Annotated in this window: 23 protein-coding genes and 1 tRNA gene; 3 read left to right on the forward strand and 21 right to left on the reverse strand. The window is 63.1% G+C overall.

Annotated elements, in window-relative coordinates; all coding sequences use genetic code 11:
- Window positions 1-136: 136 nt before the first annotated feature.
- The 18 genes from IV088_RS24145 to rpsB all read right to left on the reverse strand — a co-directional run bounded on the left by IV088_RS24145 (window position 137) and on the right by rpsB (window position 17,156).
- A complete protein-coding gene (locus IV088_RS24145) occupies window positions 137-499 on the reverse strand; it encodes a hypothetical protein (protein ID WP_291107021.1) in 363 nt (120 codons plus the stop codon).
- Between the two features lie 25 nt (window positions 500-524).
- The gene (gene carA, locus IV088_RS24150) at window positions 525-1,679 is read right to left on the reverse strand and encodes a glutamine-hydrolyzing carbamoyl-phosphate synthase small subunit (protein WP_367171603.1); all 1,155 of its coding nucleotides are present in this window, start codon (window positions 1,677-1,679) and stop codon (window positions 525-527) included.
- A 266-nt stretch (window positions 1,680-1,945) separates the two neighbouring features.
- Window positions 1,946-2,713 (reverse strand): RNA methyltransferase, encoded by a 768-nt coding sequence (locus IV088_RS24155; protein WP_291107025.1) that lies wholly within the window; start codon window positions 2,711-2,713, stop codon window positions 1,946-1,948.
- Window positions 2,710-3,351 carry a ribonuclease HII gene (rnhB, locus tag IV088_RS24160; RefSeq protein ID WP_291107027.1) on the reverse strand — a complete coding sequence of 214 codons (642 nt, stop codon included), beginning with the start codon at window positions 3,349-3,351 and terminating at the stop codon, window positions 2,710-2,712. Before rnhB ends, IV088_RS24155 begins: the two co-directional genes overlap by 4 nt.
- Window positions 3,323-4,465, reverse strand: a complete 1,143-nt coding sequence (lpxB, locus tag IV088_RS24165) for a lipid-A-disaccharide synthase (RefSeq protein ID WP_291107029.1) — start codon at window positions 4,463-4,465, stop codon at window positions 3,323-3,325. The genes rnhB and lpxB overlap by 29 nt, the downstream gene beginning before the upstream one ends.
- Window positions 4,466-4,484: 19 nt before the next feature.
- The gene (gene lpxA / locus IV088_RS24170) at window positions 4,485-5,273 is read right to left on the reverse strand and encodes an acyl-ACP--UDP-N-acetylglucosamine O-acyltransferase (RefSeq protein ID WP_291107031.1); all 789 of its coding nucleotides are present in this window, start codon (window positions 5,271-5,273) and stop codon (window positions 4,485-4,487) included.
- 19 nt (window positions 5,274-5,292) lie between these two features.
- Window positions 5,293-5,733, reverse strand: a complete 441-nt coding sequence (fabZ, locus tag IV088_RS24175; protein WP_236965657.1) for a 3-hydroxyacyl-ACP dehydratase FabZ — start codon at window positions 5,731-5,733, stop codon at window positions 5,293-5,295.
- Window positions 5,730-6,782 carry a UDP-3-O-(3-hydroxymyristoyl)glucosamine N-acyltransferase gene (lpxD, locus tag IV088_RS24180; RefSeq protein ID WP_291107035.1) on the reverse strand — a complete coding sequence of 351 codons (1,053 nt, stop codon included), beginning with the start codon at window positions 6,780-6,782 and terminating at the stop codon, window positions 5,730-5,732. Before lpxD ends, fabZ begins: the two co-directional genes overlap by 4 nt.
- 15 nt (window positions 6,783-6,797) lie before the next feature.
- Entirely contained in the window at window positions 6,798-7,316 is a 519-nt protein-coding gene (locus tag IV088_RS24185) for an OmpH family outer membrane protein (RefSeq protein WP_291107037.1), read from the reverse strand.
- Window positions 7,316-9,616 (reverse strand): outer membrane protein assembly factor BamA, encoded by a 2,301-nt coding sequence (gene bamA, locus IV088_RS24190; RefSeq protein WP_291107072.1) that lies wholly within the window; start codon window positions 9,614-9,616, stop codon window positions 7,316-7,318. The genes IV088_RS24185 and bamA overlap by 1 nt, the downstream gene beginning before the upstream one ends.
- 13 nt (window positions 9,617-9,629) lie before the next feature.
- On the reverse strand, window positions 9,630-10,994 hold the full coding sequence (gene rseP / locus IV088_RS24195) for an RIP metalloprotease RseP (protein ID WP_291107039.1): 1,365 nt from the start codon (window positions 10,992-10,994) through the stop codon (window positions 9,630-9,632).
- A 63-nt stretch (window positions 10,995-11,057) separates the two neighbouring features.
- Window positions 11,058-12,245 carry a 1-deoxy-D-xylulose-5-phosphate reductoisomerase gene (gene ispC / locus IV088_RS24200; protein ID WP_291107042.1) on the reverse strand — a complete coding sequence of 396 codons (1,188 nt, stop codon included), beginning with the start codon at window positions 12,243-12,245 and terminating at the stop codon, window positions 11,058-11,060.
- Window positions 12,242-13,084: a phosphatidate cytidylyltransferase gene (locus IV088_RS24205; protein WP_291107045.1), complete on the reverse strand. Its 843-nt coding sequence runs from the start codon at window positions 13,082-13,084 to the stop codon at window positions 12,242-12,244. The genes ispC and IV088_RS24205 overlap by 4 nt, the downstream gene beginning before the upstream one ends.
- Window positions 13,077-13,820, reverse strand: a complete 744-nt coding sequence (uppS, locus tag IV088_RS24210) for a polyprenyl diphosphate synthase (protein ID WP_291107048.1) — start codon at window positions 13,818-13,820, stop codon at window positions 13,077-13,079. Before uppS ends, IV088_RS24205 begins: the two co-directional genes overlap by 8 nt.
- A gap of 55 nt (window positions 13,821-13,875) precedes the next feature.
- On the reverse strand, window positions 13,876-14,436 hold the full coding sequence (gene frr / locus IV088_RS24215; protein ID WP_291107050.1) for a ribosome recycling factor: 561 nt from the start codon (window positions 14,434-14,436) through the stop codon (window positions 13,876-13,878).
- Window positions 14,437-14,476: 40 nt separating this feature from the next.
- Entirely contained in the window at window positions 14,477-15,187 is a 711-nt protein-coding gene (pyrH, locus tag IV088_RS24220) for a UMP kinase (RefSeq protein WP_236965665.1), read from the reverse strand.
- 174 nt (window positions 15,188-15,361) lie between these two features.
- Window positions 15,362-16,285, reverse strand: coding sequence for a translation elongation factor Ts (tsf, locus tag IV088_RS24225; protein WP_291107055.1), 924 nt, complete (start codon window positions 16,283-16,285; stop codon window positions 15,362-15,364).
- 115 nt (window positions 16,286-16,400) lie between these two features.
- Window positions 16,401-17,156: a 30S ribosomal protein S2 gene (rpsB, locus tag IV088_RS24230; RefSeq protein ID WP_236965667.1), complete on the reverse strand. Its 756-nt coding sequence runs from the start codon at window positions 17,154-17,156 to the stop codon at window positions 16,401-16,403.
- Between the two features lie 93 nt (window positions 17,157-17,249).
- Between rpsB and IV088_RS24235 the strand changes: the two genes are divergently transcribed.
- Both IV088_RS24235 and IV088_RS24240 read left to right on the forward strand, forming a co-directional pair.
- Window positions 17,250-18,686 (forward strand): FAD-binding oxidoreductase, encoded by a 1,437-nt coding sequence (locus IV088_RS24235; protein ID WP_291107058.1) that lies wholly within the window; start codon window positions 17,250-17,252, stop codon window positions 18,684-18,686.
- 405 nt (window positions 18,687-19,091) lie between these two features.
- Window positions 19,092-20,582: an NAD(P)H-hydrate dehydratase gene (locus IV088_RS24240; RefSeq protein ID WP_367171604.1), complete on the forward strand. Its 1,491-nt coding sequence runs from the start codon at window positions 19,092-19,094 to the stop codon at window positions 20,580-20,582.
- 11 nt (window positions 20,583-20,593) lie between these two features.
- Here IV088_RS24240 and IV088_RS24245 read toward each other — a convergent pair whose 3' ends face one another.
- Both IV088_RS24245 and rnr read right to left on the reverse strand, forming a co-directional pair.
- Window positions 20,594-21,145, reverse strand: a complete 552-nt coding sequence (locus IV088_RS24245) for a YggT family protein (protein WP_291107064.1) — start codon at window positions 21,143-21,145, stop codon at window positions 20,594-20,596.
- Window positions 21,145-23,412, reverse strand: coding sequence for a ribonuclease R (gene rnr, locus IV088_RS24250; protein WP_291107066.1), 2,268 nt, complete (start codon window positions 23,410-23,412; stop codon window positions 21,145-21,147). Before rnr ends, IV088_RS24245 begins: the two co-directional genes overlap by 1 nt.
- A gap of 47 nt (window positions 23,413-23,459) precedes the next feature.
- Between rnr and IV088_RS24255 the strand changes: the two genes are divergently transcribed.
- Window positions 23,460-23,544 (forward strand) — tRNA-Leu (locus tag IV088_RS24255).
- A gap of 80 nt (window positions 23,545-23,624) precedes the next feature.
- Here IV088_RS24255 and rimO read toward each other — a convergent pair.
- Window positions 23,625-24,871 (reverse strand): 30S ribosomal protein S12 methylthiotransferase RimO (gene rimO, locus IV088_RS24260; RefSeq protein WP_291107069.1); only part of this gene is annotated, 1,247 nt, incomplete at its 5' end.

Consider the following 24,871-nt stretch of genomic DNA (forward strand, 5'->3'; position numbering starts at 1 on the left):
CCTTGCAGGCCTGCACGCCGGAGTAGTCGAACTCACAGGCCTGGCCGATGATGATCGGGCCGGCGCCGATGATGAGGACGGTCTGGATGTCTGTTCTTTTGGGCATGGTTCGCTTGTGTGTCTTGTGGCGCAGGCTTCAGCCTTGGCGCTGGGTGTCCAGTGTGTTCAGCAGCGCCTGGATGCGCTCGGCGGGCACGTTTTTCTGCATCAGCTGCAGCAGGCCGTCGCCTTCGATCAGGGGGCGCAGCACCTCGACTTCGGCCGGGTAGAACAGCGCGTCCCAGGCGGCCAGCTCGGTGTTGAAGGTCTCGTCGTCCCAGGTCTTGCCCTTGGCCAGCAGGGTCACCAGCGGCGCAGCCTTGTTTTCGACGAAGGCCTTTCGGTAGGGCTTCTGTGCCCAGCGCTGGGCAAACCACTCCTTGTGTGGCGACTCCAGTCCCAGCAAGCGTTTGGCAATGGCTTTTTCAATCGCAAAAACCGGGAAACTGAAGAGCTTCATGGGGGTTCCTTGTGGCGCGCTGGGATCAGGCCTTGGCCTGCATCAGACCGATGAACCGGTCAAACAGGTAGCCGATGTCGTGCGGACCTGGCGATGCCTCCGGGTGACCCTGGAAGCAGAACGCTGGCTTGTCGGTGCGGGCCAAGCCCTGCAACGTGCCGTCGAACAGGCTCACGTGCGTGGCGCGCAGGTTGGCCGGCAGGTTCTTCTCGTCCACCGCGAAACCGTGGTTCTGGCTGGTGATGCTCACGCGGCCGTTGTCCAGGTCTTTCACCGGGTGGTTGGCGCCGTGGTGGCCAAACTTCATCTTGAAGGTCTTGGCACCGCTGGCCAGCGCCATGATCTGGTGACCCAGGCAGATGCCGAAGGTCGGCACGCCGCTGTCGATGATCTCGCGCGTGGCGGCGATGGCGTAATCGCAAGGCTCCGGGTCGCCCGGGCCGTTGGACAGGAACACACCACTGGGTTTGAGCTTGAACACGTCGGCCGCAGGCGTCTGGGCCGGGACGACCGTGATCTTGCAGCCGCGCTGAGCCAGCATGCGAAGGATGTTCTTCTTGACGCCAAAGTCGTAGGCCACGACGTGGTACTTCGGTGCGATCTGCTCGCCGTAGCCGAAGCCCAATTGCCACTCGGTCTGGCTCCACTCGTAGGGCGAATCGGCCGACACGACCTTGGCCAAGTCCTGCCCGGCCATGTTGGGTGCCGCCTGGGCGGCGGCAACGGCCTGCGCGCGGTGCGTGTCGGTGAAAGCTTCTCCGGCAGCGAGAGCGACGATGCAGCCGTTCTGGGCACCGTGGGTGCGCAGCCGGCGCGTCAGGGCGCGCGTGTCCAGGTCGGCGATGGCCACCGTGCCCTCGGACTGCAGGTAGTCGGTGAGTGTCTTTTCGCTGCGGAAGTTGGACGCGAGCAGGGGCAGGTCTTTGATGATCAGGCCAGCCGCATGGATGCGGTTGGCCTCCACGTCTTCACCATTGACACCGGTGTTGCCGATGTGCGGGTAGGTGAGCGTGACGATTTGCTGGCAATAGCTCGGATCGGTGAGGATTTCCTGGTAACCGGTCATGGAGGTGTTGAACACCACTTCACCGGTCGTCTGACCGGTGGCACCGATGGAAATCCCTGTAAAGACCGTGCCGTCGGCGAGCGCGAGAAGGGCTTTCGGATGGACGGGAAGCACGGTTTTCTCCAGAGAGTTTTCGAGACGCACCCGCATGTCACCACGAGGCGATGCCGAAGCCGTTTCGCGCCCGCACCCAAGGAGTCGCGAGCGGATCGCGACGGGTTTCGTGTGCGGGGAATCTGGGCTGGCAGCCGGTGCTGACGCAGAGCTTGCGTCGAATGCGGGTAAACCTTGAGATTATAGCCGCTCGCCCCCGGCCCTCCGGCGGCCGCCGCCCGGGAAACGCACCTGTTCGGGGCGCTCCACCCGGCAGAAACCAGGGCTCACCGGGCTGCTGCGCTGGCGTGCAGGCAGATCGCAGCCGCAGCAGCGACGTTGAGCGACTCCTCCCCGCCCGGCTGGATGATGCGCACGGATCGCGCAGCCAGGGCCTCGAGCGTCGGACTCACGCCCTGCCCTTCGTGGCCCAGCACCCAGGCACAGGGCCAGGGCAACCGGGCCTGATGCAGCAGATCACCTTGATGGGAACTGGTCACCAGCAGCGGCACGGCCAGGTCGCGCAAGTCGTCTGCGGCGAGCCCCTCCACCAGATTCAGGGCAAAGTGGGCCCCCATGCCGGCACGCAGCACCTTGGGCGACCACAACCCCGCCGTGCCCTTGAGCGCGAGCACCTGAACAAAACCCATGGCGGCGGCGCTGCGCAGGATGGAGCCCACGTTGCCCGCATCCTGCAGGCGGTCGAGCACCACCGCCGCGCCACCTGTCTGCACGCCAGCCACCTCGGGCAGGTCCCAGACAAAGCCGACCCCCGCGGGTGATTCGAGACCGCTGATCCCCGCCATCAGCGCGTCGGGCACCGTGACGATGTGGTCGGCGGCATCGCGCAGGTCGTGGGGCGCCTGGGGCCAGAAACTCTCGGTGAACACCGCCGTCGAGGGCCGTCGTCCGCGCGCGAGCAAGGCCCTGCACAGGTGGTCACCCTCGAGCCAGATCTGCCCCTGCTTGCGGTAGGCGGTGCTGTCCTGTGCGAGCAGGCGCAAGCGCTTCAGCAAGGGGTTGTCGCGAGAGGTGATGGCGGTGGGTTGATTCATGGAGGCGCTGGGTCGGGTGAGGCCGCGAGCACCCGTGCCACGGGTGCGAAGCTGCGGCGGTGCTCGGCGAGCGCGCCGTGCGTCTGCAGCGCTTGCAGGTGCGCGGCCGTGCCATACCCTTTGTGGCGGTCAAAGCCGTACACCGGGTGCAGCAGGTGCAACTCGTCCAGCAGGCGGTCCCGGGTGACCTTGGCCAGGATGGATGCCGCCGAGATGGCGGGCACCAGCGCATCGCCCGAGACGATGGCCTCGGCCAGCACGTCCAGCGCCGGCAGGCGGTTGCCATCCACCAGCACCTTGACCGGTTTCAGGCGCAGGCCATTCACCGCCCGTTGCATCGCCAGCATCGTGGCCTGCAGGATGTTGAGCCGGTCGATCTCTTCCACCGAAGCCTGGGCCACGCTGCAGCACAGCGCCTTGGCACGGATTTCGTCGTACAGCTGTTCGCGCCGCCTGGCCGTGAGCTGTTTGGAGTCGGCCAGGCCTTTGATCGGCGCCTTGTCGTTGAGGATGACCGCCGCTGCGACCACCGGCCCGGCCAGGGGCCCGCGCCCGGCTTCGTCCACGCCAGCGACCAAACCCGGCACGTCCCAGATCAGGGACGCCTGCTCAGCCTTGAAGAACTTTTTCAATCGCATCGGCGGCCAATTGTGCGGTGTCGCGGCGCAAGCTGTGGTGCAGCTCGGTGAACCGCGCCAGCACCGCTGCGGTTTGGGCTGGCGCATCCAGCCAGGCCAATGTGGCCTGGGCGAGTGCCGGCGGCGTGGCGGCATCCTGCAGCAGCTCGGGCACCACAAAGTCGCGGCACAGAATGTTGGGCAGGCCCACCCAGGGCTGCAGCTGCTTGCGCCGCATGATGTGCCAGGACAATCGGTTCATGTTGTAAGCGATCACCATCGGTCGCTTGAACAGGGCCGCCTCCAGCGTGGCCGTGCCACTCGCAATGAGCGTCACGTCGCAAGCCGCCAGCGCGTCGTGCGAACGACCGTCCAGCACCATCACGTCGTCCAGACCGCTGGCCAAGGCGATGGCCACGATGCTGTCCTTGAGCGCAGGCACAGCAGGCACCACGAATCGCAAATCGGGCCTTTGGCGCCGCATCAGCAACGCAGCGTCAAAAAAACGTCGAGCGTTGTACTGCACCTCAGAGCGGCGGCTGCCGGGCAGGATCGCCACGACGGTCTCGTCGTCGCGCACCCCCAGTCGCCGCCGTGCCGCCAACCGATCTGGCACCAGCGGAATCACACTGGCCAGCGGATGCCCGACGTAGGTGGCGGCGATGCCATGCCGAGCGAGCAGTTCGGGCTCAAAGGGAAAGAGGCACAGCACATGGTCGGCACTGTTTCGCAGCTTCAAGACCTTCTTGGGCCGCCATGCCCAGAACGACGGACACACAAAGTGCACGGTTCGAATGTCATCGGCCTTCAGCGCGGCCTCTAGGTCGAAGTTGAAATCGGGCGCGTCGACGCCGATGAAGATGTCGGGCCGATCGGTCGTCAGCAGCCGCTCCTTGAGACGGTTGCGGATCCCGAGGATTTCCATGAATTTCGGCAGCACTTCGATGTACCCGCGCACGGCCAGCTTGTCGCTGGGCCACCAGGCTTCGAAGCCCTGGTGGGTCATGCTGGCGCCACCAATGCCCATGGCCGTCAGGCCGGGCCAACGTTCACGCAGGCCTTGGAGCAGCAGCCCCGCGAGCAGGTCACCAGAAGCCTCGCCGGCCACCATCGCAAAGCGGCGTTGCGCTTCCATGAATCGAACGGCGGAACCGTTAACGGGCAATGCCGCGGGTCGCGGACGCGAGGAAGCGGGTCATCATGTCCACATCGGCTGCCGCCTCGGGGATGTCCTGCGTCAGGGCCTCGATACCGCCACGCGCCTGCTCCAGGGTGAGCCCCTGGCGGTACAACAGCTTGTGCATTTGCTTCACCGCCGCCACACGCTCCGGCGTGAAGCCGCGACGGCGCAAACCCACCACGTTGAAGCCGCGCACGGCCAGCGGATTGCCGTCGACGAGCATGAAGGGCGGCACATCTTGAGACACCGCGCTGGCAAAGCCGACCATCGCGTGTGCACCGACAGACACGAACTGATGAATACCGGTCAGGCCGCCGACCGTCACCCAGTCGGCGAGGTGCACATGACCCGCGAGCGTGGTGTTGTTCGCCAGCGTGGTGTGGTTGTCGACAATGCAGTCATGGGCGATGTGTGTGTACGCCATGATCCAGTTGTCGTTGCCCACCCGCGTGACCCCACCAGCCCCGGGCACACCGAGGTTGAAGGTACAGAACTCGCGAATGGTGTTGCGGTCCCCGATGATCAGCTCGGTGGGCTCCCCCGCGTACTTTTTGTCTTGCGGGATCGCGCCGATCGAGTTGAACTGGAAAATGCGGTTGTCCCGTCCGATGGTGGTGCGGCCTTCGACCACACAATGGGCGCCGATGGTGGTGCCCGCACCGACCTTCACATGGGGGCCGATCAGGGTGTAGGGGCCCACGGTGACCGAGCTGTCGAGCTCGGCACCCGGGTCCACCAGAGCGGTGGCATGGATCTGCGTCACAGCGTGCTCCTGGCGCCGATCAGGCAATCGTGCGCATGGTGCACATCAGCTCGGCTTCGCACACCACATCGCCCGCCACGCGGATCACGCCCTTGAACTTGTAGATGCCTGCGCGCACGCGGTCGAGATCCACGTCCATGATCAGCTGGTCACCAGGTTCAACGGGGCGCTTGAAGCGCGCGCCATCGATGCCCGCGAAGTAATACACGGTCTTGTCGTCCATCGTCACGCCCGCGGTGTCAAAGGCCAGCAGTGCCGCCGCCTGAGCCATGGCTTCAAGCATCAGCACCCCGGGCATCACGGGTCGGTTGGGGAAATGCCCGCCAAAGAATGGCTCGTTGATCGTGACGTTCTTCAGCGCCTTGATGCGCTTGCCTTTTTCGAGCTCCAGCACTCGGTCCACGAGCAGAAAGGGATAACGGTGCGGCAGCTGCTTGCGAATCTCGTGAATGTCCATCATGGTGGTCGGGTGTCTTGGGAGGCGTTGTCGAGGCTCTGTTCGACGGCACGGAGCCGTTCGCGCAGGCGGTTGAGTTGTTTGAGGGAAGCAGCGTTCTTTTCCCAGGACGCATTGTCGTCGATGGGAAACATGCCGGTGTAGTGACCCGGCTTGCTGATGGAGCGCGTGACCACGGTCGCCGCCGAGATGTTCACACCGTCGGCCAGCGTCAGGTGCCCCAGCACGATGGCTCCACCACCGATGGTGCAACGCGCACCGATCACTGCGGTGCCAGCCACCCCCACACACCCGGCCATGGCCGTGTGGTCACCCACGCGCACGTTGTGGCCGATCTGGATCAGGTTGTCCAGCTTCACGCCGTTGCCGATCACCGTGTCGTCCAGCGCTCCGCGATCAATGCAGGTGTTGGCGCCGATCTCCACATCGTCACCAATGCGCACCGCGCCGAGCTGTTCGATCTTGACCCACTCGCCACGGTTCGGGGCAAACCCAAAACCATCTGCACCCAGCACCACGCCGGGATGAAGAATGCAGCGCTGCCCCACGATGCAGCGCTCCCCCACCGTGACACGCGCGTAGAGCAACGAGCCCGCGCCCACTCGGCTTCCCGCTTCCAGCACCACTTGTGGCCCGATGCGCACGCCGGCACCGACGTGCACGCCCTCGCCCACCACCGCAAAAGCTGCGATGGAAACATCCTGTTCAATCACTGCCGTCGGATGGATGCTGGCCAGCGGGTCAATGAGCGCTGTCTTCACCGCCCGATGCTGCGCCCGCCACCATTGGGTGAGTCGGGCAAAGTAAAGGTAGGGATCGTCACTGACGATGCAGGCGCCCCGAACGGCAGCTGCGTCCTGAAGCGCCGGCGGCACGATCAGCGCCCCTGCCTGGGTGGTCTGCACCTGGTTCGCGTATTTCGCCTGTGCCACGAACGACAACTCGGAAGGAGCCGCCGTCGCCAGGGGCGCCAGGCGATGAATCTGGAGCTGGGAATCCCCCAGCAGTTGGCCCCCGAGGGCTTCGACGATATCGCCGAGCGACCGAGACACGTTGTCGACAGCGCCTTACTTGGCGCTGTTCAAGCCGCTGAGCACCTTGTCGGTGATGTCGTGCTTGGGGTTGATGTAGACGGCTTCCTGGAGGATCAGGTCGTATTTTTCTGTCTCTGCCACCTGCTTGATGACACGGTTCGCCTTCTCCAGAACCTGCTGAAGCTCCTCGTTCTTGCGAACGGTCACGTCTTCCTGGAACTCCCGCTGCTTGCGCTGAAAGTCACGGTCCTGATCGACCAACTGGCGCTGGCGGGTGATGCGCTGTGCCTCAGGCAGCGTGGGCGCTTCGCGCTCCAGCTTTTCCGAGGCTGCCTTGAGTTGGCTGCCCACGGCTTGCAGGTCTTTTTCCCGGCGCGAAAACTCCTGCTCCAGCTTGGCCTGGGATGCCTTGGCGAGATTGGCCTCACGGAGCACCCGCTCGGTGTTCACAAAGCCGATCTTGAAATCCTGCGCCACGGCAGCGGATGCCACGCACACACCGGCCAGCAAAACGGCGAGAAGGCGCGCAAAACGGCGCTGAGAGGTCTTCATCAAAAAGAGGTTCCGATCTGAAACTGGAATTTCTGGATTCTATCGCCCGAGAACTTGCGCACCGGGTTCGCCAGTGCGAAGCGCAGCGGACCCACAGGGGAAATCCAGCTCAAGCCGATGCCAACCGACGAACGCAACTGACTCAGGTCCACGCTTTCCGACTCCCCGTACACGTTGCCAGCGTCGACAAAGGCAAACCAGCGCAGGGTGCGGTCGTTGCCCGCCCCTGGGAACGGTGCGATGAACTCGGCGTTGAGCACCAGGTTGCGAGCGCCACCGACGTTGACGGTTTCGCCGGTCGTGGACCCCATGACCGCGGAAGTGGGGCCCAATGTGCCTTGCTCGAACCCGCGCACAGAACCCAGACCGCCACCGTAAAAGTTGCGCAGCACCGGGTAGGGCTTTCCACCCAGCCCCTTGCCAACACCCAACTCCGTATTGAAGGCGAGCGTGTACTGGCGGGTCAGCGCGACATACTGTTGAAACTGGTAAGTCAACTTGGCGTAACGCCTGTCGCCACCCAGGCCAAATTCCGTGTTGAACCGTTGAAGGCGCCCAGTGGTGGGCACCAGAGCACTGTCGCGGTTGTCGCGCGCCCAGCCGATCGTGGCTGGCAGGTAGGTACCGCTCTGATCGCGATAGGCTTCGGGCAACTGATCACCCTCCTTCACCTTCACGCGCTCTGCACCCGCTCCGAAGTACACCGTGTCCGTCTCGGTGAAGGGCACGCCAAACCGCACACCCACACCCGGCGTGGCGATTTCGTAGTCACCACCCTGGGCGTCGTAGGGCCGGGTGGTCTTGTAGTAGAGGTCAAAGGTGCGTGAAATGCCGTCTTCTGTGAAGTACGGATTGGTGGTGCTCAGCACAAACTGGCGGTTGTACTTGCTGGTGTTCAGATCCAGACCGAGGTAGTTGCCGCTGCCGAACACGTTCTCCTGTTTGATGCTGGCGATCAGCGACAGCTTGTCGGCTTGCGAATAGCCCGCACCGATGGACAGGTTACCGGTAGGCTTCTCGGCCACGGTGACCGTGAGGTCCACCTGGTCATTGGAGCCGGGCACGGGTTCGGTCTCGATGCCAACCTCAGTGAAAAACCCCAGACGGTCAACGCGATCGCGCGACAAGCGGATGCGGTCACTGTCGTACCACGCCGACTCCAGCTGACGGAACTCACGCCGGATGATCTCGTCACGGGTCCGGTTGTTGCCTTCCACATTGATGCGGCGCACGTACACGCGCCGTGCGGGCTGCGCGCGCATCACAAAGGCCACGCGGTTGTTGGCCCGGTCGATCACGGGGCTTGCTTCGACCTGGGCGAAAGCGTACCCAAAGGCACCAAAGTAGTCGGTGAACGCCTTGACCGTGCGCGTCACATCCTCCGCGTTGTAGGCCTCGCCCGCTCGCACGCTCACCAGCGACTTGAATTCCTGTTCTTTGCCCAGGTACTCGCCTTCCAGCGTCACCGACGAAACCACGAAGCGGTTGCCTTCGGTGACGTTGATCGTCACCGACATGTCGCGCTTGTCGGGGGAAATCGCCACCTGGGTCGAATCGATGCGGAACTCCAGATAACCACGCGCCAGGTAGTAGGAGCGAAGCGACTCCTGATCGGCATTGAGCTTCGCCCGCGAGTATCGATCGGCCTTGGTGTACCAGCTCATCCAGCCACCGGTGTCCAGATCGAACAGATCACGCAGCGTGGACTCCGAGAAGGCTTTGTTGCCAACGATGCGGATGTCGGTGATCTTGGCCACTTCGCCTTCGACCACGTTGAAGTTCAAGTTGACGCGATTGCGTTCGCCCGGCGTGACCGTGGTCACCACCTGAGCGGCGTACATGCTCCGGTTGATGTACTGCCGCTTGAGCTCCTGTTCAGCGCGGTCGGCCAGCGCCTTGTCAAAAGGTCGCCCCTCCGCCAGACCCACTTCGCGCAGGGACTTCTTCAAGATCTCGGCGTCGAACTCCTTGATCCCCGAAAAACTCACATCGGCCACCGTGGGCCGCTCTTCCACGATCACGACGAGCACGTCGCCATTGATCTGCAAACGCACATCGGTGAACAGTCCCAGCCCGAACAGCGAACGAATTGCCGTTGAACCCTTGTCGTCGTTGTATTGATCGCCGATGCGAAATGGCAGAGACGCGAACACTGTACCGGGCTCCACGCGCTGCAGACCCTCGACGCGGATGTCCTTCAGGGTGAAAGGATCCACAGCCCATGCAGGTAACGCTGCAAACAAGGATGAGGCGACAGTCAACAGCGTCAGACCACGCAGTCGGTGATGGTTTTTTTTCATGAAGAGAGAGGGTTCAGCCCACCAAGCGGGTGATATCGTTGAACAGGGCGACAGACATGAGTGCCAGCAGCACCGCCACACCCCCGCGCTGCAGCCTTTCCAGCCAGACGTCCGAGACGCTGCGACCGGTGACACCCTCCCAAAGATAATACATCAGGTGCCCCCCATCGAGCACCGGCAGCGGCAGCAAGTTCAGCACACCGAGACTCACGCTGATCAGGGCCAGAAACACCAAGTAGGACGTCAATCCGATGCTGGCCGACTTGCCTGCGTAATCCGCAATGGTGAGCGGCCCGCTCAGGTTCTTGAGCGACGCTTCGCCGATGAGCATGCGACCCATCATCTTGAGAGTGAGCCAGGACACCTCCCAGGTCCGGACCACGCCCAGCCAAAGGCCGTCCACCACACCATGCCGCACCGTGATCATCGCCGGAGCGGCCCCCACATAGGCTCCGATGCGGCCGATCCAGACACCCTCCACCTGTTCCGGGCGTGGCTGCACACTCAGCCTCAAGGTCTGACCTGCACGCGAAACATCCCATTGTTGGGTCGATGTGTTCCCCTGCGCACCCACCGACTGACGGATGGACATGCGCAGAGACTGCCCATCGGCCACAGGCCGGTCGTTCACCCGCACCACCTGATCCCCGGCTTTCAGCCCCGCCACTTCGGCCGCCCCTCCCGGCATCACCTCACCCATCACTGGGGCTGTCCAGGGGGCGGTGATGCCAATGCGCTGAAACAGGCCGGTATCGGCTTCGCGCACCTTCAGCTCGCTCAACGGCAGGATCAACATGCGCGTTGGCGCGCCCTCATCGCGCGCCACCCAGAGCCGCATGTCCACGCCAGACAGCGCCGCCTGGGTCACGCGCCAACGCAGATCCTCAAAAGAATTGACCGGTGTCGCCTCGTCGTCGCCAGACGCCGTCTCCGCCACCCACTCGCCCCCCGAGAGGCCCGCCTTCTCGGCCAGCGAGCCCGCCACGGGACCCGCCAGAACGGGCTTGGGCTCCTCGACGCCCATCCAGTTCACGACCGTGTACAACACGACCGCCAGCAGCAGATTGGCGATTGGTCCAGCCGCCACGATCGCCGCACGCGAGCGCAGTGGCTGGGTGTTGAACGCGAGGTGGCGCTCTGCCGCGTCCACGGGGGCTTCGCGCTCGTCCAGCATGCGCACGTAGCCCCCCAGCGGCAGCATGCACAACACGAACTCCGTCGGATTGCCAGGTCGATGCCAGCGAATCAAAGGCTTGCCGAACCCCACCGAATAGCGGAGCACCTTGACACCGCAGGCCACAGCCACCCTGTAGTGGCCGTACTCGTGCACGGCGATCAACAGGCCCAGGGCCACCACAAAGGCTATCAGGGTCATCATCTTGAAACTTTCGGAATGCTTCCACCGCGCTGGGCAAGGAGGTCGCCAGGGGGCACCTGCAACTCAAACGTTGCAACGCGCCACACAAGACGCTGCTATCGACCGGGCTTCGGCATCGATGGCCAGCAAGGCATCCAGGTCATCGGACTTGGAGGGGCTCAGGGCGCCCAAAGTTGCGTGGTTGACCACATGGATCTGGTCAAACCTCAAACGGCGGGACAGAAACGCCTCCACGGCCACTTCGTTGGCCGCGTTGAGCACCGCCGTCGTGCCTGCCGGTGCGGCCAGCGCATCCCAGGCCAGACGCAACCCTGGAAAGCGTCGCTCGTCCGGCACCTCAAAGGTCAATGCACTCAAGGTCGAAAAATCGAGCGCGGCCGCGCCCGACGCCATTCGCTCGGGCCACGAGAGGCCGTAAGCGATCGGCACGCGCATGTCGGGCGTCCCCAGCTGTGCCACCACAGAGCGGTCGTGGTACTGCACCATGGAGTGGATCACGCTCTGGGGATGGATCACCACCTCAATTCGCATGGGTTCCAGACCGAACAGGTGGTGTGCCTCAATGACCTCCAGCGCTTTGTTCATCATGGTGGCCGAGTCCACCGAGATCTTTCGCCCCATGACCCAGTTGGGGTGGGCGCAGGCCTGCTCCGGCGTGATCTCGGCGAGCGTGGCCGGGTCACGTTGACGGAAGGGGCCACCCGATGCGGTCAACACGATCTTGTCCACACGGCGCGCCCAACTCGATGCATCTTCAGGCAACGACTGGAAAATGGCCGAATGCTCGCTGTCGATGGGCAGCAAGGTGCCGCCACCTTCGCGCACCGCATGCATGAACATCTCGCCACCGACCACGAGGGCCTCCTTGTTGGCGAGCAACAGCTTCTTGCCTGCGCGGGCCGCGGCCAGACTCGGCGCCAGCCCTGCCGCACCCACGATGGCGGCCATGACCGTATCCACCTCCGGATCGGCGCTCACCTCGCACAACGCATGGGCGCCAGACAACACCTGAACGGACAGACCCAAATCCTTCACCCGGTCAGCGAGTTGCCGGGCATGCATCGGGCTGGACATCACGGCGAACCGAGGCGAATGGAGCTGGCACTGGGACAGCAACAGGTCGACCTGGGTCGCTGCTGTGAGCGCGAACACCCTGAACCGGTCCGGGTGGCGAGACAGCACGTCGAGCGTGCTCTTGCCGATGGAGCCTGTGGAACCCAGGATGGTGACGTTTTCGAGGGACGAACTCATGGTTTCAGCGTACTCGTGATCAACATAGCCACCGGCAACACCGGCAGCAAGGCATCCACTCGGTCCAACACGCCTCCGTGCCCGGGCAGCAACTGGCTGGAGTCTTTCATGCCGGCCCCACGTTTGACCAGCGACTCCAGCAAGTCCCCCACCACACTGGTGCCCGCCAAAACAACAAAGGCAACAACCGCCCAAACAGGGCTGGCGGTCCACAGCTGAGTGAACAGGCTGGGCGCCGCGGCCGGAAACCGTTGGTCAAACCAGACCCAGAACCAGCCCAACAGGCACACGCCCAACACGCCGCTGAACACACCTTCCCAGCTTTTGCCGGGACTCAGGGTGGGCGCCAGCTTGCGCCGGCCAAACGCCCGCCCACCCGCGTAGGCGGCGATGTCGGCAGCCCACACAAGGGTCAACACCGACAGCAGGTACCCCAGGCCCACAATGCGTGCCTGAACCAGTGCCAGCCAGGCACACGCCAGCAGCACAAGTCCACCGCCCAGGCGCCACAACGCAGGCCATGACAACCATCCCGCCACACCCCGGCGCAACATCACCACAGACAACACAAGCCAAGCTGCCGACGCCGCCCACCATACCTCCGCCCACGCCCGCTCAAGGCCACCCCACCACCAGAACAATCCCACAGCCAACCCCAAGGAGCCACCCAGTAGCCTGGCACTCCATTCGCGGCAGCCATTGAGTCGTGCCCACTCCCAACCTGCCGCCCCCATCACCAGCGCCGACAGCGCGGTGAAGGGCTCCATGGAGGGGTAAAACATGGCTGGCAGCAACACCGCCAGCAGCAGCAACGCCGTGATGATCCGCTGCTTAAGCATGGGATGGCGCACCGGACGGCGTCACCAATTGTTCGGACGTCAGGCCAAAGCGCCTCTCCCGTCCCGCGAAATCGGCAAACGCCCGATCCAATTCGGCGGCATCAAAATCAGGCCAGAGACAGGGAGTGAAAAACAGCTCGGTGTACGCACACTGCCACAGCAGGAAGTTGCTGACGCGCATCTCACCTCCAGTGCGGATCAGCAAATCGGGATCCCCCACGTGGGCCAGCGCCGTGCTCTCGCACAGCCCCGCCTCGGTGATCTCTTTGCCCTGCTCGACCAGTCGGCGCGCAGCCTGCGCGATGTCCCAGCGCCCGCCGTAGTTGAAACAGACGTTGAGCACCATCTTCTGGTTGTGCGCCGTGGTTTGCTCGGCTTTTTGCAACCCCTGCAAAACACGCGACGACAGCCCCCCAGCATCACCCGGAAAGTGAAGTTGAACGCCATTCTTGCTGAGCTTGGGCACTTCCCTGGACAAGGCCATCAACAGCAGACTCATCAGGCCAGACACCTCGTCTTCTGGACGACTCCAGTTTTCCGAGGAGAAGGCGAACACGGTCAACACCTGGACATTGCGCTCCAGGCAGGCTCGAACGGTGCGACGCAACGCGTCCACACCTTGCTTGTGCCCCGCCACGCGGGGCAGGTGGCGCTTTTGCGCCCAGCGCCCATTGCCATCCATCACGATGGCCACGTGGCGCGGAACACAAGAGGCGGGCGGCAGGGTGTGGGCCATCAGCGCAGACAGGGGATGCAGTTCATGGAGCTAAGCGATGCCAAATGGCCACGCATCAAACGGCCATGATGTCTTGCTCTTTGGCCGCCACCAGCCGATCCACCTCGCCAATGACGCGATCGGTGAGCTTCTGGATCTCTTCCACCGAGCGGCGCTCGTCGTCTTCCGATGCCAGTTTGTCTTTCACCAGTCTTTTGACGTGTTCGTTGGCATCGCGACGCAGATTCCGGATGGCGATCTTGGCGGCTTCACCCTCGCCCCGAACGACCTTGGTCAGCTCCTTGCGGCGCTCCTCGGTCATGGGCGGCATGGGCACGCGGATCAGATCACCCTGGCTGGCCGGGTTCAAGCCCAGATCAGACTCACGGATGGCCTTTTCGATTTTGGCGCCCATGCCCTTTTCCCACGGCGCCACGCCAATCGTGCGGGCGTCCAGCAGCGTCAGGTTGGCCACCTGCGACAACGGGACCATGGAACCGTAGTAGTCCACGTGCACCGTGTCCAGCAGCTGGGGGTTGGGGCGACCGGTGCGGACCTTGGTCAGGTTGTTCTTGAAGGATTCCACCGATTGCTGCATTTTGTGCTCTGCGGTGTTGCGAATCTCTGTCGTGCTCATGAATGCTCCTCAATGCGACTGATGGGGGTGTTCCTGGGTGTCAAACGTGGACCAGGGTGCCCTCGTCGCCACCCAGCACCACGTTGCGCAATGCGCCAGGCTTGAAAATCGAAAACACCTTGACGGGCAGCTTCTGGTCGCGGCACAGCGCAAACGCCGTGGCGTCCATCACCTGCAGGTTCTTGGCCATGGCCTCGTCGAACGTCAGCGTGGCATAGCGGGTGGCCTTCGGGTCCTTGTTCGGGTCGGCGCTGTACACACCGTCGACCTTGGTGGCCTTGAGCACGATTTCAGCACCGATCTCGGCGCCGCGCAGCGCAGCGGCGGTGTCGGTGGTGAAAAACGGGTTGCCCGTGCCAGCGGCGAAGACCACGACCTTGCCCTCCTCCAAGTACTGCAAGGCCTTGGGACGCACATAAGGCTCAACCACCTGCTCGATGGCGATGGCCGACATCACCCGGGCCACCAGGCCCGCCTTGTCCATGGTGTCGGCCAACGCCAACGCGTTCATCACCGTGGCCAGCATGCCCATGTAATCTGCGGTCGCGCGGTCCATGCCGACCGATCCACCAGCGACGCCACGAAAGATGTTTCCACCGCCAATCACGATCGCCACCTGCACCCCCAGGCGGGTGACCTCGGCAATCTCCTCCACCATGCGCGCAATGGTGGCACGGTTGATGCCGAACGCGTCATCCCCCATGAGGGCCTCACCGGACAGTTTCAGCAGGATGCGTTTGTAGGCTGGCATGGAAGATTTCCCTAATATCAACTCGATCTGGACCCGACCGGCAAGTGTACCGAGGAGCGGTGGCTGATCCCGCACTCAAAACACCTGCCGCCCGCAAAAGCCCGGCTTCACATACGACAACGGGCCTTGCGGCCCGTTGTCTGGATCGGCGAACGAACCGCCAATCGGGTGCCGTTATGCGCCCTTGGCCGCAGCGACCTGCGCTGCCACTTCCGCCGCAAAGTCGTCTACCTTTTTCTCGATGCCCTCGCCCACCACGTACATGGTGAACGATTTGACGGTGGTGCCGGTGGCTTTGAGCATCGCGCCCACGGTCTGTTTGCCATCAGCGGCCTTCACAAACACCTGGTCAAACAGCGAGACTTCCTTGAGGTACTTCTGCACCGCACCGTCGATGCGCTTGGCAACGATCTCGGCGCTTTGCGCCGGCTTGCCAGCCGCCACAAGCTCCTTGTTGGCTTCGTCTGCCTTGGCCGTGGCCACGGAGCGCTCCCGCTCGATGAATTCGGCTGGCACATCGGCACTGGTCAGCGCCACCGGCTTCATGGCGGCCACGTGCATCGCCACATCCTTGGATGCCACGGCATCGCCGTCAAACTCCACCACCACGCCGATGCGCGTGCCGTGCAGGTAGCTCACCAGCGAAGCGCCGCCAGCATAACGCTTGAAGCGGCGGAAGCTCATGTTTTCGCCGATCTTGCCAATCAAGCCCTTGCGCACGTCTTCCAGTGTGGGGCCGAAGTTGTCCTGACTGTAGGACAGGGCTCCCAGAGCCTCCACGTCGGCGGGGTTGTGCTCAGCGACCAGCTTGGCTGCGGCATTGGCCAGCGCCAGGAAGCTGTCGTTCTTGGTCACGAAATCGGTTTCGCAGTTGACCTCGATCAGCGCACCGGTGTTGCCACTGAGGTAGCTGGCGACCACACCTTCGGCGGTCACGCGGCTGGCGGCCTTGCCAGCCTTGGTGCCGAGCTTGACGCGCAACAACTCTTCGGCCTTGGCCATGTCGCCGTCGGCTTCGGTCAGCGCTTTTTTGCACTCCATCATGGGCGCGTCGGTCTTTGCGCGCAGTTCACCAACCATGCTTGCGGTAATTGCCATTTCAGTTCTCCATTGGCCGCATCGAACCCACAACGGGGACACGGACTCATCGATTGATCGGTTTCGCTTGTGAAAAAGGGGCTACTGGAGCCCCTCTTTCGCTCAGCGGCGAGGCTCAGGCGGCCGCGTCTTCCTTGACCTCAACGAACTCGTCGCCGCCTTCGGCAGCCACAGCCCTGACGACATCGTTCACCGCATTGGAACGGCCTTCGATGATCGCGTCAGCGATGCCACGGGCGTACAGCGCCACGGCACGGGCCGAGTCGTCGTTACCCGGGATCACGTAGTCGATGCCGATGGGCGAGTGGTTGGTATCGACCACACCGACCAGCGGGATGCCCAGCTTCTGGGCTTCGAGGATGGCGATCTTGTGGAAACCCACGTCGATCACAAAGATGGCATCGGGCAGTGCAGCCATGTCCTGAATGCCACCGATGTCCTTCTCCAGCTTTTCCATTTCGCGAGCAAACATCAGCTGCTCTTTCTTGGTCATGCTGTCCAGACCGGCCTCTTTCTGGGCCTGCATGTCTTTCAGACGCTTGATCGAGGTCTTGACCGTCTTGAAGTTTGTCAACATGCCGCCGAGCCAGCGCTGATCAACAAAAGGCACGCCGGCACGGCGGGCTTCCTGGGCAACGATGTCGCGCGACTGGCGCTTGGTGCCCACCATCAGGATGGTGCCGCGATTGGCGGACAACTGCTTCACGAATTTGGCAGCCTCTTCAAACAGGGGCAGCGTCTTTTCGAGGTTGACGATGTGAATTTTGTTGCGGTGACCGAAGATGTACGGAGCCATCTTGGGGTTCCAGAAGCGGGTTTGGTGACCAAAATGGACACCAGCTTCCAGCATTTCGCGCATGGAGATAGACATGAGAAAGATTCCAGAGGTTGAGACTAAAATCCAGCCCCGATTGCCTGCAAGCTGAGCCTCATTTCGGGCTTCGCTCGACAAAACAACACCTGGTTGGGCTGGTTTGAGATTGACCCTGCAGAGGGAGATTGGAACAAGCTTTCCGCGCATCACCTGCAGAGCCAATCAATTATAGCAGCCCGGGCCATCACCAAGCCACGCACGCCCACCGGCTTCGTCAGCGAGCCACCTCCCTTTTTGCCCCTCCATGCCAGCACTCCCGCCACAAGAACGATCAACTTTGCGCCCACCAGCCCCTTTAAAACCTTCACTGGGAGCACTGCTTTGCGGCTGGCAGTGATCGGAGCAGGCGTGGTGGGCGTGACCACGGCATACGAACTGACCGAAGACGGACATGAGGTCACGGTGTTTGAGCGCCACAACACGGCGGCCGAGGGAGCCAGCTTCGCCAATGGTGGCTTGATTGCCCCGGAATGGATCGCCGCCCAGGCGGCGGCGGCATGGCGTTCGGATCAGGCCACGGGTTTTCGCGCCTTGTGGCGGTCGGTTCGCGCAGGCAAGGCACCTCGACATGCCAACCCCGCACCGGGTTTGCTCCATCTGGCGCGGTACAGCTCCGAACGTTTGATCGCGCTCACCGAGCAACATCAGTTGACCCTGGACAGCCATCAGGGCTTGCTGATCCTCTGGCGCAGCGAACGAGAGGCCGTCCTGGCCCAGTCCATGCAAACGGAGATTCGTGAGATGGGTGGCGAATGTGCCCTTTTGGAAGCAGCCCAGGCGCGAGACCTGGAATCAGCCCTCAACGCAGAAACAGCCTTTCACAGCGCGTTGCTGGTGCCTGATGCGTGGTCGGCCAATTGCCGGCAGTTCACGCTGCACCTGCGAGCCATGGCCCAACAGCGAGGCTGCCAGTTTGAGTTCGACACGACAGTGCTGGGCCTGGAGATCGGCAACGGCGTCCAGATTGTGACCGCGGGGCCGGCACGCGGCGCCCACCGTTTTGACGGGGTGGTGGTGTGCGCCGGCCCCGCCAGCGAAGAACTGCTGCGGCCACTGGGGCTTCGCGTCCCGCTCCACACCCTGCAGGGCCATTCCCTCAGCGCCGCCGTTCGCGAACCCCTCGACGCACCGCTGTCTGTGGTGCACGATCATCGCCTCCAGGTCACCATGGCGCGCATGGGCCAGAGGGTCAGGGTGTCGAGCACGGGGCATCACGGCCAAGCCACAGAGAAGTCACCGAAAGAAATCAAAAAACTGTACGCTGCGTTGAACGACTGGTTTCCCGGATCCATCCGTTTGGGGGGGGCGGCGAACGTGCAGGAATGGTCCAGCACTGTGGTGGTCACACCCGACGGCTTGCCTGTGTTGGGCCACGCTGGGTTGCCCGGCGTGTGGCTCAACCTGGGGCATGGCGTGCACGGATGGACCATGGCGTGCGCCAGCGCGCGTGCGATCGCAGACCAGGTGGCGGGTCAGTCGCCCGCTTTGGAACTGGCGCCATACAACCCCGGGCGGTTTGACCACTGAGAACATCGACGTGCCACCACCAGTTCGTGGTGAAATGAGAACAGACACTGTTCGGTTGAGCCCTGTCCGACGAACTCGCCATGCGCTGGTTCGTTGGGAGCAGCCCTCCTTCAATGAACATCAACGGCACGCGGGACGTCTTCTGCAGGTCCTCGGACCCTGTCTGGATCCAGCCAATGGGAAAGTGGGAAAGTGGGAAAGTTCAGCTTCATCAAGGAATCACCCCTCGACGAACAGCCAAGCGTTCCACCGCACGCCAAACAAGTCCATGCAGATCTTCGAAGCCCGCAAACCCATATTGAGCCGTCCCGACAAGGCCTGCCCCGGGGCAACTGCAGCGCAGTGCGGCCGACTGAGCGCACCATGAGGCGGATTGGCACATCGGGGGCAGAAAGGCTGTACAGCGTGGACGGCACACGCACGATCGAGCGCGCCTTGGCTTCCACTCTGCCCCCTTTCGAACTCATGGACCGAGCCGGGCTGGCCGTCGCGCGTCTTGCACTGGCGATCGCGCCGCACAGCCGGTGCATCTGGATCGCCTGCGGACCCGGCAACAATGGCGGCGACGGTTTGGTGGCGGCCAGGCACCTGTTGGACCACGCCCGTCGAAACGAGGGTCATCTCCACGTGACGGTCACGCTGTGTGGTGACATGGCCCGGCTACCGCCCGATGCAGCCCGCGCGCTTGACAAGGCATTGGATGCCGGCGTTGTGATCGCTCCGTGCCCCCCCCGTGTGTTCGATTGCGCGATCGACGCCCTGCTCGGACTGGGTGCACAACGCCCCCCCGAAGGCCCACTGGCCGAGCAACTGCAGGCCATGCACAGCAGCAACGCCACAGTGCTGAGCGTGGACCTGCCCAGCGGCCTGCTGGCCGATACCGGCGTCTACCTCGGTCCCGCACCCAAGATGGGGCTTGGTCCGCGCCACACCTTGTCTCTGCTGACACTCAAACCCGGGCTTTTCACGGCCGATGGAAGGGACATGGCAGGCACCGTGTGGTTCGACGACTTGGGCGCCGCGCCCCAAGACCAGGTCGCCCCGATTGGCATGCTGCTGGGCGTCCAGACCAAGCCACCGAAGCGCGAGCAGGCTGCCCACAAAGGCAGTCAAGGTGACGTTGTGGTGGTCGGTGGTCAGGGCGCCGCCATCACCGGCTCCGGCATGACCGGCGCCGCCATTCTGGCCGCTCGTGCCGCCCTGCATGCGGGCTCAGGGCGGGTGTATGTGGGCCTGCTGGACGGCGCAGAGCCATCCGTGCACTGGGATCCCCAATGCCCTGAACTCATGTTCCGCGAGATTGACACGCTGCTGCATGATCACCGCCTGCTGCAGGACGCATGCGTGGTGTGCGGCTGCGGCGGTGGAGCTGCCGTGGTGAGCCGACTGCCGCGGCTTTTGACAGCGTGTCCCACGCTGGTGCTGGATGCCGATGCGCTGAACGCCATTGCGCAAGATCCGCTGTTGCGAACGCTCACCAGGCAACGCACTCTGCGCGGATGGGTGACTGTGCTTACGCCGCACCCGCTGGAAGCGGCCAGGCTGCTCGGCCAGAGCACCGCCAACGTGATGTCAGACCGTCTGGCGGCCGCGCAAGCCTTGACCGAACAACTCGGAGTCATATGTGTGCTCAAGGGCTCGGGCAGCGTGATCACTGGACCGGAGCAGACACCCGTCATCAACGCCAGCGGCAATCCGTTGCTGGCCACGGCGGGCACAGGCGATGTTCTCGCAGGGATGGTGGGTGCTGCGCTGTCCATGCCGCCCAGGTCTGCTTTTCAAGCGGTTGCAAGCGCCGTGGCCCAGCATGGTCAATTGGCCGATCGCTGGGACCCCGAGCGCTTGGGTGAACTCACCGCAGGACGCCTCGCTCTGAGCGCACGACATCTGCGCTGAGAGCGACGGAATCAGCCGAGCATGATCAGGCCGATCTGCAACAGAACAATCAGCACCATCACCGACAAGTCGACGCCGCCGATCAATGGCAGAACACGGCGGATCGGCCTGAGGAGCGGGCCACACAAACGATCCAGCGTGGTCAGCACCGGAGAGGCTGGCTGCACCCACGACAACACGGCAAAGATCAGCAAAAGCACCATCAAGCCCTGCAGCAGCACGCGCAGCAACAGCTTGAACGCCAATGACGGGATCGCGAGCAGAGACGCCACCGCTGAACCGTCTGTGGTTGACACGGCAGTCACCAACATCAGCCACAAACCACCATAGGCAAGTGCCAGCAAGAGCGCAGCCATGAGACTGCCCCAGTCGATCCGGCTTTGCGCCATCGCCTTGGGCAGGAACCGCCGAACAGGAGCCACCAGCCAATGGGTCAACGCCATCACAAAACGGCCTGGCTGACCGGACATGTTGATGCGAAGCTGGTTCATCCAGGCCCTCAAAAGCGCCGCCCCGACCAAAAAGAAGAACAGGGTCTCCAGCAGGAAAAAAAGCACCCTCATCAGCGGCGCCCCTTGCGCGACTTGCCTGAGGGTTGCCGCGTGCCGCTCCGCGCTTCATTGCGGCTCGAAGTACGCCCCGACGGGCTCTTTCCCGGCGAGGACGAGGGCTGGACCTTGCCCGGTTTTTTGGGCTGTTTGGTGTGTGCACTGCGTGATGCGCCGTCCTCCACATCGACAGCGCCACCATTCTTGTCTCGCATGGCACGCAGCACCAGCTCATCCTCGCCAGACACCAATCGGAAATCGATGCGACGGCCATCCAGATCCACTCGGCTCACTTGCACCTGGACGCGGGTCCCCAACGCATAGCGAATGCCGGTGCGCTCGCCGCGCAACTCCTGCCTGGCTTCATCGAAGCGGAAGTATTCGCCACCCAGTTCGGTGATGTGAACCAGGCCCTCAACGTACATCGCGTCCAGCGTGACAAACAACCCGAAGCTCGTGACCGAGCTCACCACCCCACTGAACTCCTCGCCCAGGTGCTCGCGCATGTACTTGCACTTGAGCCAGGCTTCCACGTCACGGCTGGCCTCGTCAGCCCGCCGCTCATTGGCACTGCAATGCAACCCCGCAGCCTGCCAGGCCAAGGTGTCGGCAGACAGCTTCTTCACCTGCTCACCCGGAACCGGCGGCTTCACGCGGCCGGCCAGTCGCTTGCTCAATTTGGCGTGTGCCTCGCCCGGGGTGGGCAATGCAGGCAACTGGTACCGCTGCTTGTTGAGGATCGCCTTGATGACGCGGTGAACCAGCAGATCCGGGTAACGCCGGATCGGGCTGGTGAAATGGGTGTAGGCCTCGAACGCCAGGCCAAAGTGGCCCTGGTTCATGGGGGTGTAGATGGCCTGCTGCATCGAGCGCAACAGCATCATGTGAATCTGCTGGGCTTCAGGTCGGTCTTTGGTTGCTGCCGCGATCTGCTGGAACTCTGAAGGCTGCGGGTTGTCGCTGATGGTTTGCGGCACCCCCATGGCTTTGAGGTAGTTGCGCAGGATGTCCTGCTTCTCAGGGGTCGGGCCCTCATGTACCCGAAACAGGCCCACATGCTTGCCCTGGCTGATGAAATCCGCTGAACAGACGTTGGCCGCCAGCATGGCCTCTTCGATCAGCTTGTGTGCATCGTTTCGAGTGCGGGGCACGATCTTTTCGATGCGACCCGATTCGTCGCAGACGATCTGCGTTTCGGTGGTTTCAAAGTCCACCGCTCCGCGTGCATTGCGCGCAGTCAACAGGGCGCGGTACACATCGTGCAGGTTCAGGAGATACGGCACCAAGGGCTTGCGCAGCGCCGCTTCTGGTCCGCGCGTGTTCTGAAGGATCGCCGCCACCTCGGTATAGGTGAAGCGCGCATGGCTGAACATCACCGCCGGGTAGAACTGGTAGGCGTGCACCTCGCCCTTGGCGTTGACCAGCATGTCGCAGACCATGCACAGGCGCTCAACACCGGGGTTGAGGGAGCAAAGGCCGTTGGACAACTTCTCCGGCAGCATCGGGATCACGCGGCGCGGAAAATAAACCGACGTGGCCCGGTCATACGCATCCACATCGATGGCCGAACCCGTTTGCACGTAGTGGCTCACGTCTGCAATGGCCACGAGCAAACGCCAGCCCTTGGCGCGTCCCACCTTGGCTGGCTCGCAATACACAGCGTCGTCGAAGTCGCGCGCATCTTCACCATCGATGGTGACGAGTGGCACGTCGCGCAGATCGACCCGGTTCTTGTGATCAGCGGAGCGCACGTGGTCAGGAAGCCCTCGCGCCTGGGCCAGCGTCGCCTCGGAGAACTGGTGAGGCACGTCGTACTTGCGCACAGCGATTTCGATTTCCATACCCGGATCGTCGATTTCGCCAAGCACTTCCTTCACACGCCCCACAGGTTGCCCATAGAGTGCAGGCGGTTCGGTGAGTTCGACCACCACGACCTGACCCGGCTTGGCGGAGCCCGTGGCGCCCTTTGGAATCAGCACGTCCTGGCCATAGCGCTTGTCTTCCGGGGCGACAAGCCACACACCACTTTCCTGCAGCAGTCGCCCAATGATGGGCGAACTGGAGCGTTCGATGATTTCGGTCACCCGCCCTTCGGGACGACCTTTGCGGTCCGTGCGCACGATCCGTGCCTTGACGCGGTCCTTGTGCAACACCGCCCGCATTTCATTGGAAGGCAGGTAAATATCAGCCTGTCCATCGTCGCGGACCACAAAACCGTGTCCGTCGCGATGACCGGACACGACGCCTTCAAACTCAGCCAACAGATTGTTTTTTTCGTTCACTTTGGAGGTTCTTTTTTCTCGTGCTATACTAGCGTTTTTCCTGAGATGCCCAGGTGGCGGAATTGGTAGACGCACTAGTTTCAGGTACTAGCGCTGAGAGGCGTGGAGGTTCGAGTCCTCTCCTGGGCACCAATCATAAGGGGTTGCAAACACGATGTTTGCAACCCCTTTTTTGTTTTCCCTTTCGGGAAAACGGCGGTCAATGCCCGCCATCAAAAAGGCACCGCCAGCAGGTCGTGTCCTTCGGCCGCAACGATGCGAGCCTTCGTGAACTCTCCCACTTTCAGTGTCTTGCTGATCTTCTCTGGCGGCAGCAGCCGAACAACACCATCGATCTCCGGCGCGTCGGCGTAGCTCCTGCCCACACCACCCTTCTTGCCCATGCCCGGCGCAGAATCCACCAGCACCTGCATGGTGGCACCCACTCGCTCGCGCAACTTTTCGGATGACACCGCCTCAGCCACAGCCATGAAACGCGCGCGGCGCTCCTCGCGCACCGCATCGGGAACCGCATCGGGCAACGCATTCGCCGCCGCACCATTCACCGGCGAGTAAGCAAAACAACCCGCTCGATCGATGCGCGCCTCCCGCACGAAATCCAGGAGGTGCTGGAACTCGGTCTCGGTTTCGCCAGGGAAGCCAGCGATGAAGGTGCTGCGCACCACGATCTCGGGACACAGTTCGCGCCAACGGGCGATGCGCTCCAAGTTCTTCTCGCCGCTGGCGGGACGCTTCATGCGCTTGAGCACGTCGGGGTGGCTGTGCTGCAACGGCACATCCAGGTAGGGCAAGCACAAACCTTCTGCCATGAGCGGAATCACGTCGTCCACATGCGGATAGGGGTACACATAGTGCAAGCGCACCCAGGCACCAAACCCCTTGGCCAGTTCGCCCAGGGTCCGCACCAGATCGAACATGCGGGTCTTCACCGGCTTGCCATCCCAAAAACCCGTGCGGTACTGCATGTCCACGCCATAGGCCGACGTGTCCTGACTCACCACGAGCAACTCTTTAACACCCGATTCAAACAGCTTCCTCGCCTCTGTGAGCACATCGCCGATGGGGCGGCTCACCAGGTCACCGCGCATCGACGGGATGATGCAAAAGGTGCAGCGGTGGTTGCAACCCTCGCTGATTTTGAGATAGGCGTAGTGACGTGGCGTCAACTTGATGCCCTGCGCAGGCACCAGATCCACGAACGGGTCGTGCGGTTTGGGCAGGTGCTGATGCACCGCCTCCATCACTTCGTGGGTCGCATGTGGTCCCGTCACGGCAAGAACGCTGGGGTGCATCTCCCGCACCATGTTCCCGCCACCAGCACCTTCACGCGCGCCAAGGCAGCCGGTGACGATCACCTTGCCGTTCTCGGCCAGAGCCTCGCCGATGGTGTCCAGGCTCTCCCTGACGGCATCGTCGATGAAGCCGCAGGTGTTGACGATCACCAGATCGGCGCCGGCGA

The sequence above is a fragment of the Hydrogenophaga sp. genome (genome assembly GCF_018780075.1).
Taxonomy (GTDB): domain Bacteria; phylum Pseudomonadota; class Gammaproteobacteria; order Burkholderiales; family Burkholderiaceae_C; genus Hydrogenophaga.

Coding starts and splice junctions, on each gene's coding strand:
- rseP (WP_291107039.1), bottom strand. CDS start 10,994: ATGATGACCCTGATAGCCTTTGTGGTGGCCCTGGGCCTGTTGATCGCC.
- IV088_RS24185 (WP_291107037.1), bottom strand. CDS start 7,316: ATGAAGACCTCTCAGCGCCGTTTTGCGCGCCTTCTCGCCGTTTTGCTG.
- lpxB (WP_291107029.1), bottom strand. CDS start 4,465: ATGGAAGCGCAACGCCGCTTTGCGATGGTGGCCGGCGAGGCTTCTGGT.
- fabZ (WP_236965657.1), bottom strand. CDS start 5,733: ATGATGGACATTCACGAGATTCGCAAGCAGCTGCCGCACCGTTATCCC.
- rpsB (WP_236965667.1), bottom strand. CDS start 17,156: ATGTCTATCTCCATGCGCGAAATGCTGGAAGCTGGTGTCCATTTTGGT.
- IV088_RS24145 (WP_291107021.1), bottom strand. CDS start 499: ATGAAGCTCTTCAGTTTCCCGGTTTTTGCGATTGAAAAAGCCATTGCC.
- ispC (WP_291107042.1), bottom strand. CDS start 12,245: ATGAGTTCGTCCCTCGAAAACGTCACCATCCTGGGTTCCACAGGCTCC.
- frr (WP_291107050.1), bottom strand. CDS start 14,436: ATGAGCACGACAGAGATTCGCAACACCGCAGAGCACAAAATGCAGCAA.
- bamA (WP_291107072.1), bottom strand. CDS start 9,616: ATGAAAAAAAACCATCACCGACTGCGTGGTCTGACGCTGTTGACTGTC.
- IV088_RS24205 (WP_291107045.1), bottom strand. CDS start 13,084: ATGCTTAAGCAGCGGATCATCACGGCGTTGCTGCTGCTGGCGGTGTTG.
- pyrH (WP_236965665.1), bottom strand. CDS start 15,187: ATGCCAGCCTACAAACGCATCCTGCTGAAACTGTCCGGTGAGGCCCTC.
- tsf (WP_291107055.1), bottom strand. CDS start 16,285: ATGGCAATTACCGCAAGCATGGTTGGTGAACTGCGCGCAAAGACCGAC.
- IV088_RS24245 (WP_291107064.1), bottom strand. CDS start 21,145: ATGAGGGTGCTTTTTTTCCTGCTGGAGACCCTGTTCTTCTTTTTGGTC.
- uppS (WP_291107048.1), bottom strand. CDS start 13,820: ATGGCCCACACCCTGCCGCCCGCCTCTTGTGTTCCGCGCCACGTGGCC.
- IV088_RS24155 (WP_291107025.1), bottom strand. CDS start 2,713: ATGAATCAACCCACCGCCATCACCTCTCGCGACAACCCCTTGCTGAAG.
- rnhB (WP_291107027.1), bottom strand. CDS start 3,351: ATGCGATTGAAAAAGTTCTTCAAGGCTGAGCAGGCGTCCCTGATCTGG.